This is a genomic window from Leifsonia sp. NPDC102414 (assembly GCF_044765685.1).
In the GTDB taxonomy this organism is placed as follows: domain Bacteria; phylum Actinomycetota; class Actinomycetes; order Actinomycetales; family Microbacteriaceae; genus Leifsonia.
Genome location: NZ_JBIWKN010000002.1, coordinates 486,888 through 494,855, shown reverse-complemented (window position 1 = coordinate 494,855; position 7,968 = coordinate 486,888). Strand labels below are relative to the sequence as shown.

The following is a 7,968-nucleotide window of genomic DNA, read 5'->3' as shown; positions in this document are numbered from 1 at the left end:
CGATCGCCGAGATCCCGCTGTCCGGGTCGAGGGCGGCGTGAGAGGCGCGTCCGCGTACGGTCAATCCGACGCGCGTGCTGCCGCGCCTCCCCACTTTCAGCGCGCCATCCGGATGCGGAGACTCGAATCCGATCGCACCGGACACACCATCGGCGCAGGCGCGAAGGAGCGCCTGGGTGGTGGGCGAGCCGACCTCCTCGTCGCACACGACGACCACCCGCACGCTGCGGTGCCTGCGACCGCGCAGGCGCTCGGCGGCGGCGAGCATCACGAGCAGCCCGCTCTTCATGTCGTAGACGCCAGGGCCGCCGACGGTGTCGCCGTCGACGTACCACGGCACCTGGTCCTCGATGGCGCCGTGCGGCCAGACGGTGTCCGAGTGTCCGACGAGCAGCAGAGGGTCGCCGACGCCATCGAGGTCGGCGACGAGGCTGGCGCCCGCCGCCGTCCGTTCGATGCGCACGGCCGCGCCTGCCGCATCCCACCATCCGGCGAGGACCTCCGCCATCCGCTCGCTCGCCTGTGCGTCGAACGACGGCGATTCGATGCGCGCGAGGCGTTCCAGCCGCGAGAGCGTTTCAGCTGCTTCTTCGTTCACCTCGTACGCCACGCCGGCCTCTCTCCATTGTTTTACGAATCATATCGTTTGCTTGATCGGGCCGCGATGAACGCGATAGCCTGGCGGTCCACGCCTTCCGCGCTCAAACATAGGAAACGTATCGTGTCCCAGGCCTCTCTTTCTTCGCTCCGCGCGGAGACGTTGATTTCGGGTGAGGAGTTCCGCGCGGCGGCCGTTTTGTACACCAGGGTCTTCGGATACGAGCGTCCTGAGTTCTCGCTCAACCCCAATCTTCTCAGCGCGCTCGCGCGCAACGGCGGGTCCGCGGTCGGTGTTCGAACCGCGGACGACGAACTCATCGGTTTCGCATACGGCTTCGCAGGCCGCGACGCGCTGGGGAACGACTTCCACTATTCGCAGGCTGCCGTGGTGGATGCGGCGCACCAGGGCGCCGGCGTCGGCCGGATGCTCAAGGAGCGACAGCGCGAGGTCGCCCTGGGTTGGGGGCACCGCACCATGCGCTGGACGTTCGACCCCGTGCTGTCGAGGAACGCGCACTTCAACTTCTCGTCGCTGCGCGCGGAGGGCGTCGGGTTCGTACCGGACTACTACGGCAGGCCTGGCACGGACCGCGTGGTGGTCGAGTGGGACCTGACCCGCGACGACGACCCGTTCTCCGACCCGTTCGACGATCTCAGACGCGCTGAGCCCCCTGCCCTCGGCCGTGGCGACTGGGGCCGGGCCGTCTTCGGGCCGATCTCCCGCCGAGACGGCTCCGTCGGGGAGGCTGCCTGGCTGGCCGTCCCCGCGCAGGCCCCCGCCGTCTCCGACGACGAGGAGGAGCGCGCCTCTCACGACCTTCTGCGCGCGAACGTGCGCCAGTCGCTCGCTACTCTGATCGGCGACGGCGCCGTTCTCGTCTCCTGCGTGCGCGTCGACCAGGCGACCGCCGTCTACCTCGCCGTCGAGCGTCCATCCCACCCCGATTCCGGCAAGGAGCCCTCCGTATGAGAATCGACCGGTTGCGCCTGTTCGACGTCACCCTTCCCCTCGTCCACAGCTTCGAGACGAGCTCGCATCGCAAGACGGGGCTGAACCACATCCTCGTCGAGGCGACGGATGCGGACGGCCGGGTGGGCTGGGGGGAGATCGCGACGCCCTCTGACCCGTACTACGGGTCGGAGACGACGCAGACGGCGTGGAGCATCGCGGAGCGCTACCTCGCGCCCGCCGTTCTCGGCACCACCTGGGAGACGCCGGAGGACGTGGAGGCGGCCTGGCGGCGCGTCCGCGGCCACGAGTTCGCCAAGGCGGGCTTCTCCATCGCGTGCTGGGATCTTCATGCGCGCTCGACCGGTCGCTCGCTCTCCTCGGATCTCGGGGGAACGCGCACCGCCGTCGAGGCCGGAGTCTCCCTCGGCATCGAGCCGACGGTGGACGAGCTTCTCGCGCAGGTCGGCCGCCAGGTGGATGCGGGCTACGGGCGCGTGAAGCTGAAGATCGCGCCCGGCTGGGACGTCGAGCCTGTGCGCGCCGTCCGCGCCGCGTACCCGGACCTCGACCTCCACGTGGATGCCAACGGCGCATACCAGGACACGGAGGAGTCCACGGCGGTGATGCTGGCCCTCGATGCGTACCGCCTGACGATGATCGAGCAGCCGTTCGCCCCGCGGGACTTCGTCGCTCACGCGCGCCTTCAGGCCGCCATCGACACCCCCGTCTGCCTGGACGAGTCCGTCGTCGATCTGGGCGATCTGCGCACGATGCTGGCGCTGGACGCCGGGCGGGTGCTCAACATCAAGGTCTCCAGGATGGGCGGCCTCGCCTCCGCCCGTCGTGCGCACGACATCGCACGGGATGCCGGCGTCCCTGTCTGGTGCGGCGGGATGCACGAGTTCGGGGTGGGGAGGGCGGCGAACGTGGCGATCTCCTCGCTGCCGAACTTCACGCTCCCCTCCGACGTCTCCGGCTCCGACAAGTACTACGCGCGCGATGTGATCGTGCCTCCCGTCGTCGCCACCGCCGGAATCGTGCAGGTTCCGGCCACGGCGGGCATCGGTCACGACGTGGATGTGGAGTGGGTATTCCAGAACGCGGCTCGCACACTCGACACCTCGGCTGTGGCCGACTGATCAGGAGGACACCATGAAGACCCTCACCCTGCACCGCCTCGACCTCGGCTCGGACGCGACGGCGGAGGACTGCCTGACCAGCATCGACCCGCGGTCGGCGCTCCTGACCGCCACCGATCTGTCCGCGACCCGCGGAGACGGCATCTTCGAGACGGTCGTCGTGGTCGACGGCGTGCCGCAGGCGCTGGAGGCGCACCTCGATCGTTTCGAGCGTTCGGCCGCGATGCTGGACCTGCCTGCGCCGCGCCGCGAGCTGTGGCGCCTCGTCGTCCTGGAGGCCGCAGCAGCTCTCCGCATCCACACCGCGCGCGGCGCCGTGAAGTTCGTGATGTCACGCGGCGACGAGGCTGGCGATCCGGTTCCGACGGGATGGGCGATCGGTTTCGCCCCTGACAGCCGCCCGGGAGGAGAGACGCCGGAAGTGGACGTGGTGCTGCTGGATCGCGGCTACCGTCACGATGTCGCTCAGACCTCCCCGTGGTTGCTGCAGGGAGCGAAGACCCTCTCATACGCCGTGAACATGGCGGCCTTGCGCGAGGCCAGGCGTCGCGGTGCTCAGGACGTGGTCTTCGTCAGCAGCGACGGCTATGTTCTCGAGGGACCGAATTCAACGGTCATCGCCAGGATCGGCGGCGCATACGTGACGCCGCCCACCGAGCTGGGGGTGCTGCCCGGCACGACGCAGGCGGACGTCTTCGCCGCGTTGGCCGCGTCGGGCGATCCGGTCGAGACGCGCGTTCTCGACGTCGCGGAGCTGCGTTCCGCCGACGCCGTCTGGCTCTGCTCCAGCACCCGCGGCGCCGCCCCTGTCCGCTCGCTCGACGGCGAAGCGGTCGCTGTCGACGCCGACGTCACCGAACGGATGAACGGCGCTTTGAACGAGCGGACGGCATGACGGCGATGATCCCGGTCGTCGACGGTCACAACGATCTCGCCTGGGCTCGCCGCGAGCACCACCGCTACGAGGTCGCCGGGCTGGATGCGTCATGCCCCGACCTGCACACCGACCTCCCTCGCCTCGTGGCCGGCGGTGTGGGTGGCCAGTTCTGGTCGGTGTGGGTCGATCCCGTCCTGCAGGGAGCGGAGCAGGTGACGGCCACCCTGGAGCAGATCGACTTCGTGCACCGGCTGGTGCAGGAGTACCCGGAGCGGTTGCGGTTCGCCCGCACAGCGGACGACGTGCGTGCCGCGATCGCAGAGGGTCGTATCGCGTCGCTGATCGGAGTCGAGGGCGGCGATCAGCTGAACGGCTCGCTGGCCGTCCTGCGGCAGTTCGCCCGTCTGGGCGCGCGCTACGTCACGCTGACCTGGTCGCGCACGACGGACTGGGCGGATTCCGCGACAGACGAGGCGCGCCACGGCGGCCTGACCGATTTCGGGCGCGAGGTGGTGCGGGAGATGAACCGCATCGGAGTGGTGGTCGACCTCGCGCACGTCGCGCCGTCCACCATGCGCGACGCGCTGGCGGTCTCCACCCGGCCGGTCATGGTGAGCCACTCCTGCGCGCGTGCACTGTGCGATCACCCGCGCAACGTGCCGGACGATGTCCTGCGCGCGATCGGCGATGGCGGAGGGGTGGTCATGGTGGCGTTCGTTCCTTCGTTCCTGTCGCAGGAACGCGCCGAGTGGGTGCGCGGCGGCCAGCACGGTGAGGCCCCGCCGGTCGGCATCGCCGACGTCGCGGATCACGTCGAGCACGTGCGTGACGTCGCCGGCATCCACGCGGTCGGCCTCGGGGCGGACTACGACGGCACGGATTCCATGCCATCCGGCCTGGGGGATGTGTCGCGCTATCAGGACCTCCTCGACGAGTTGCGCATCCGTGGCTGGTCGGAGCACGAGCTCCTGGCGCTCGCGCACGAGAACGTGCTGCGCGTCCTCGAAGCGTCCGACCCCGACCATCTCGCGTTCCTGAACGGTTCTGCGCCGTCTCCGCGCCCGGCGGCGCTGACTCCCGCCGTGGATGTGGCAGCGCGCGAGGCGCCGGACGGACCGGATGCGCCGCGCGTGCTCGTGGTCGTCAACGCGAAGGAGTCCGCCCCACGCCGCCTCGGACGCTGGCTCGAGGAGCAGGACATCGTCGTCGAGCCCGTGCTCGGAACCGACGGCCTCCCTGACAGCCTCGACGGGTACGCGGGGCTTGTGATGCTCGGCGGCGGACTCATGCCGGACGACGACGCCCGCGCTCCGTGGCTCGCACAGGAGCGCGCCCTGGCGAGGGAGGCCATCGACGCCGATCTGCCGACCCTGGGCATCTGCCTCGGTGGGCAGATTCTCGCCCACGTCGCGGGCGGGGAGGTGCGCGCGGCTTTCGGGCCGAAGGAGCGAGGCGCGACCCTCATCTCGACGTCGGATGACGGCCGCCGCGACTCCGTCATCGGCGGGCTGGGCGCAGCGGCTCCCATGATCGAGAACCACCAGGACATGATCACGGCGCTTCCTCCTGACGCTGTGCTCCTCGGATCGAGCGACGCCATCGTCATCCAGGCGTTCCGCCTCGGCGAGCGCGTCTACGGGCTGCAGTTCCATCCGGAGGTCTGCGCGGACGACCTGCTGCGCTGGAAGGAGCCGACAACGGCGGCGCCGGGTGACCGCCCGGTGGCCGAGCTGGTCGAGGAGGCCCGCAGTGTCGACGAGGAGAACACGCGCGCCAGCCGCGCGCTCGTGAGCGGTTTCGCCGACCACGTGCGCACGTTCGCCAGGGAGAGGGCCGCCGGATGACCGAGGATGCGGCGCTCGCCGGCGGTGCCGGCACTGCCGATCTCGCGGCAGCGGCCGGAGACGCGCTCGCTGCGCGCCTGGACGGCTCGACGGTGCGGCGGGCACCCGCATCCATTGCCGCTGTCGTCTGCAGGGGGCGCGTCGTCGCGGTGAGCACGCACGGTGAGCCGCGCAGAGACGGCGCAGCGACCGCCGAGAGCACGATCTTCCGGATCGCGTCCATGTCGAAGAGCTTCCTGGGTGCGACAGCACTCGCGCTGCGCGATGACGGGCTGCTCGACCTGCATGCGCCGGCGACCGAGTACGTGCCAGAGCTGTCGGCCACGCGATTCGGGGATGCGGGGGCCGCCGTGACCCTCGACGCGCTGCTGTCGAACAGGGGCGGTCTCGCGGAGGACAACGCGTGGGGCGACCGGCAGCTCGGCGCATCCAGGGCGGAACTCGCGGCGGTGATCTCCGCCGGGCTCACGCTTTCCACTCAGCCCGGCACCGAGTACCAGTACTCCAACATCGGGATCTCCCTCATCGGCCGGGCCATCGAGAGGGTCACCGGCCGCGAGGTCGAAGCGGTGGTGCGCGAGCGGATGCTCGAGCCGCTCGGGCTGACGGACACGCGGGCGGCGGCGGACCTGTATCCCACCGGCGCCGACCTGGCCGCCGGGTTCCGCACCTTCGACGACGGTGAGACCTTCGCGCAGGAGCCGTACGTCGGCTCCGGGGCGCTGGCGTGCATCGGCAGCTTGTTCAGCACCGTGAGGGACATCGCGCTGTGGGCCGACTTCCTCGGCTCGGCGTTCGGCGACGAGCCGGCGGGAAACACCGTGCTGAGGGCCTCGTCCCGGCGCGAGCTGCAGACGGCGCGCACGTTGATCACCGGAGGGGCGCCATCCGGCGGCCGCGAGCTCGACGGTCTCGGGTACGGCTACGGCCTCGTGGTCGAGCACGATCGGCGCTTCGGCCGCATCGTGCAGCACGCAGGAGGACTTCCCGGTTTCTCGTCGCACATGCGCTGGCAGACCGCCACCGGCATCGGGGTGATCGTCTTCGGCAACTCGGACGCGTTCGGCGCCGGCAGCATCGCGACCGACATCCTCTCCGATGTCCTCTCCCGTGTGGATGCGCCTGCCGCCGTCGTTCGTCCCTGGCCGCAGACGCTGACCGCTGCGCGCCGGATCGACGAGCTGGTCGCGGCCGGCCGGTCGCTGTCCGACGCGCAGGCGCTGCTCGCCGCCAACGTGCTGATGGATGTGCCGGAAAGCGTGCGCGCGGACCGGCTCGCCACCGCGCTGGCGGAGGTCGGCCCGGTTCGCCGGGACGGTGCGCCGTTCGCCGAGCGCATCGTGGCCGCGGCGGATCAGTCTGCTCTGCGCTGGGTCGTCCCGTGCGAGCGCGGTGCTCTCGTGTGCGACGTGCACCTGGTGGGCCTGCACGACCCTGTCGTGCAGGAGTTCACCGTCCGGGTGGCCGGAGAAGGTGGAAGCAAGCCACGTGACGAGACCGCCCGCGTCACCGACCACCATCGGATCGCTCTTGACCGGGACCTGCTCGACCGGCACTCGCTCTAGGGGCGCCCGCCGCCGGTGAGGTCGGGAGTCAGATCGTCGAGCAGGTCGTTCAGGAAACGAAGGAACAGCGCCGTCGAGTCGGCGGGCGCGGCAGGGGAGACCAGCGCGAACACCTCGCGGCTCAGCCGCGCATCCTGCACCTCCAGCACCTCGACCCCGGCGGGCAGCTCGCCGAGCGCCACCTCGGGCATCAGCGTTGCCGCGTATCCGGTTGCCACGATGTCGAGCGTCACGGCGAAGTCGTCGCAGCGCGCCACCACGCGCGGACGCAGACCGTGCTCGTCGAAGAACGCGTCGATGACGGCGGCGTCGCTGGACCCGGGGTGGTGCAGGATCCACGGACGCCCGGCGAGCTGATCCACCGCGATAGGACGCTGCCCGTGAAGCCGCCACGCGGTCGGGACGACGAAGCGCATCGGGTCGTCTCCGATGCGGACAGGACGGGCGGAGCGCGGCCAGGTCAGTCCGCTGTCACCGACCCAGTAGACGAGCGTGACGTCTGTCTCCTCGCCCCGTCGCATCGCCTGGATCGCGGGCGACGGATCACGCACGCTCAGCCGGAGCGCGATGTCGGAGGCGAGCCATTCCGGCGATCGCAGCAGGCGGGGGAGCACAGTGCGCGCGAGGCTGGGGTAGAGGCTGACCCGCAGCTCGGCCCGCGAACGATCAGCGCTCCCCGCCGATTCCAGCAGCCGGTCGATGTCGGCGAGCACCGTCGTGGCGTGACCGGCCATGACGATGGCGGCCTCGGTGGGGCGGACGCTCTTCGCCGTCCGCTCGAACAGCCGGGCGCCCGTGTCGTGTTCGAGCGCCGCCATCTGCTGGGACACCGCAGAGGCCGTGTAGCCCAGTCTGTTCGCGGCTGCGGCGAAGGAGCCGAGGCGGACGACCTCGAGCAACGTCCGGAGGTGCACCGGATTGACCATAAGCATTCCTTTGTCTCAGCGACGCAGACTGCTGCCCACCGCCCCTGGTTGGCGGAATTCTGCGT

General features: G+C 70.5%; 7 protein-coding genes. 5 read left to right on the top strand and 2 right to left on the bottom strand.

All coding sequences use genetic code 11. The features are described from left to right. A partial coding sequence (locus tag ACIRCZ_RS10665) for a M20/M25/M40 family metallo-hydrolase (RefSeq protein WP_402852763.1) occupies positions 1 to 598 on the bottom strand: 598 nt, incomplete at its 3' end. A 123-nt stretch (positions 599 to 721) separates the two neighbouring features. Between ACIRCZ_RS10665 and ACIRCZ_RS10660 the strand changes: the two genes are divergently transcribed. Genes ACIRCZ_RS10660 through ACIRCZ_RS10640 form a run of 5 tightly spaced genes read left to right on the top strand, consistent with a single transcriptional unit; the run spans position 722 to position 6,977 of the window. Further along, positions 722 to 1,570, top strand: a complete 849-nt coding sequence (locus tag ACIRCZ_RS10660; protein WP_402852760.1) for a hypothetical protein — start codon at positions 722 to 724, stop codon at positions 1,568 to 1,570. After that, complete coding sequence (menC, locus tag ACIRCZ_RS10655; protein WP_402852757.1) at positions 1,567 to 2,691, top strand: o-succinylbenzoate synthase; 1,125 nt, start codon at positions 1,567 to 1,569, stop codon at positions 2,689 to 2,691. Before ACIRCZ_RS10660 ends, menC begins: the two co-directional genes overlap by 4 nt. Positions 2,692 to 2,704: 13 nt before the next feature. Then, positions 2,705 to 3,586, top strand: coding sequence for an aminodeoxychorismate lyase (locus ACIRCZ_RS10650; RefSeq protein ID WP_402852754.1), 882 nt, complete (start codon positions 2,705 to 2,707; stop codon positions 3,584 to 3,586). After that, positions 3,583 to 5,412: a membrane dipeptidase gene (locus tag ACIRCZ_RS10645; protein WP_402852751.1), complete on the top strand. Its 1,830-nt coding sequence runs from the start codon at positions 3,583 to 3,585 to the stop codon at positions 5,410 to 5,412. Before ACIRCZ_RS10650 ends, ACIRCZ_RS10645 begins: the two co-directional genes overlap by 4 nt. Continuing rightward, positions 5,409 to 6,977, top strand: a complete 1,569-nt coding sequence (locus tag ACIRCZ_RS10640) for a serine hydrolase domain-containing protein (RefSeq protein WP_402852748.1) — start codon at positions 5,409 to 5,411, stop codon at positions 6,975 to 6,977. Before ACIRCZ_RS10645 ends, ACIRCZ_RS10640 begins: the two co-directional genes overlap by 4 nt. On the opposite strand, the gene ACIRCZ_RS10635 is transcribed toward ACIRCZ_RS10640, so the two are convergent. Then, positions 6,974 to 7,903, bottom strand: a complete 930-nt coding sequence (locus tag ACIRCZ_RS10635; protein WP_402852745.1) for a LysR family transcriptional regulator — start codon at positions 7,901 to 7,903, stop codon at positions 6,974 to 6,976. The genes ACIRCZ_RS10640 and ACIRCZ_RS10635 overlap by 4 nt on opposite strands. Positions 7,904 to 7,968 lie beyond the last annotated feature (65 nt).